This window comes from Thauera sp. 63 (assembly GCF_000310165.2).
Classification (GTDB): Bacteria; Pseudomonadota; Gammaproteobacteria; order Burkholderiales; family Rhodocyclaceae; genus Thauera; species Thauera humireducens.
In genome coordinates this window covers 1-1,356 of sequence record NZ_AMXC01000076.1, presented here as the reverse complement: position 1 = coordinate 1,356, position 1,356 = coordinate 1, and the positions used below count along the sequence as shown (strand labels likewise).

The 1,356-nt window shown below is 64.5% G+C and carries 1 protein-coding gene; it reads right to left on the bottom strand.

Features of this window, described 5'->3' with window-relative positions; all coding sequences use genetic code 11:
* A partial coding sequence (locus tag C664_RS20000; RefSeq protein ID WP_004294745.1) for an efflux RND transporter permease subunit occupies positions 1-1,356 on the bottom strand: 1,356 nt, incomplete at both ends.

The following is a 1,356-nucleotide window of genomic DNA, read 5'->3' as shown; positions in this document are numbered from 1 at the left end:
AGCGGCACGACCGCGCAGACCACCGCCTGCCAGGAGCGGAAGGTGATGAAGGCGAGCACGATCACCGCCGCGTACACCAGGAACAGCATCTGCACGTTGGCCTTGCGCACGACGATATTGGTCGCCGCCTCGATGCCGGCGTTGCCGGCCGCGTTGAGGAAACGGATCTGATCCGAACCATACTGGGCCGCAAAGTCCTCGGTGACCTTCACCACGCTGGCCAGGGTGTCGGCCTTGTGATCCTTGAGGTAGGCATACACCGTCAGCAGGTCGCAGTTCTGATTGAACATCTCCCGCGGCGCGCGGGTGATGATGGCGTTGAGCATGTCCTGCGAACGCGGAATCTCGAGCCACTTCAGGCTGCCCTCGTTCATGCCGGCGTTGGCCACCTTGGCCAGCCCGGCCAGCGAACTCGTCGCCTCCACCCCCGGCAGCTGCAGCAGCGCGCGCTCGAGCGCATCGACCGCCATCAGTGTGTCGTACTGGCCGCAGGCATACTGAGGCGTCTTCACCATGACGATGTAGACGTCGCTGCTCGCCGCGTAGTTGGCGGTCATGAAGGCGTTGTCGCGGTTGTAGCGCGAGTCGGGGCGCAGCTCGGGCGCACCGGGGTCGGTATCGCCGATCTTGAGCTGGAAGCTCACCGCCAGCCCGACCGCGCCCATCACCAGACCGGCCGCGACCGCGATCGACGCCCACTTACGCTGGGTGAAGAGGTCGAGGAAGGCCCAGAACGGATGCTTGCCGTGCTGAGCGTCGTTGGCCTCCATCAGCTCGGCCTTCAGGCTGCGCGTTGCCGCGACCGGGCTGACGCCGGTGTAGGAGAGCAGGATCGGCAGCAGCACGAGGTTGGTGAAGATCAGCACGGCAACGCCGATACTGGCGGTCACCGCCAGTTCCTGGATGACCTGGATGTCGATCACCATCAGCACCGCAAAGCCCACCGCATCGGCCAGCAGTGCGGTGAGACCAGCGAGGAACAGGCGGCGGAAGGTGTAGCGCGCAGCGACCAGGCGGTGCGTGCCCCGGCCGATGTCCTGCATGATGCCGTTCATCTTCTGCGCGCCGTGGCTCATGCCGATGGCGAACACTAGGAAGGGGACCAGCACCGAGTACGGGTCCAGTTCGTAGCCCAGTGTCGGCAGCAAACCGAGCAGCCACACCACCGCGACAACCGAGCACGCAACGACCAGCAAAGTGCTGCGCAGGCAGCGGGTGTACCAGTACAGCACCGCGGTACAGATCACGATCGCCACAGCGAAGAACATCATGACCTGCTGCAGGCCCTCGATCAGGTCGCCGACGACCTTGGCAAAGCCGGTGACGTGGATCTTGATCGAATCCGATTCGTACTTC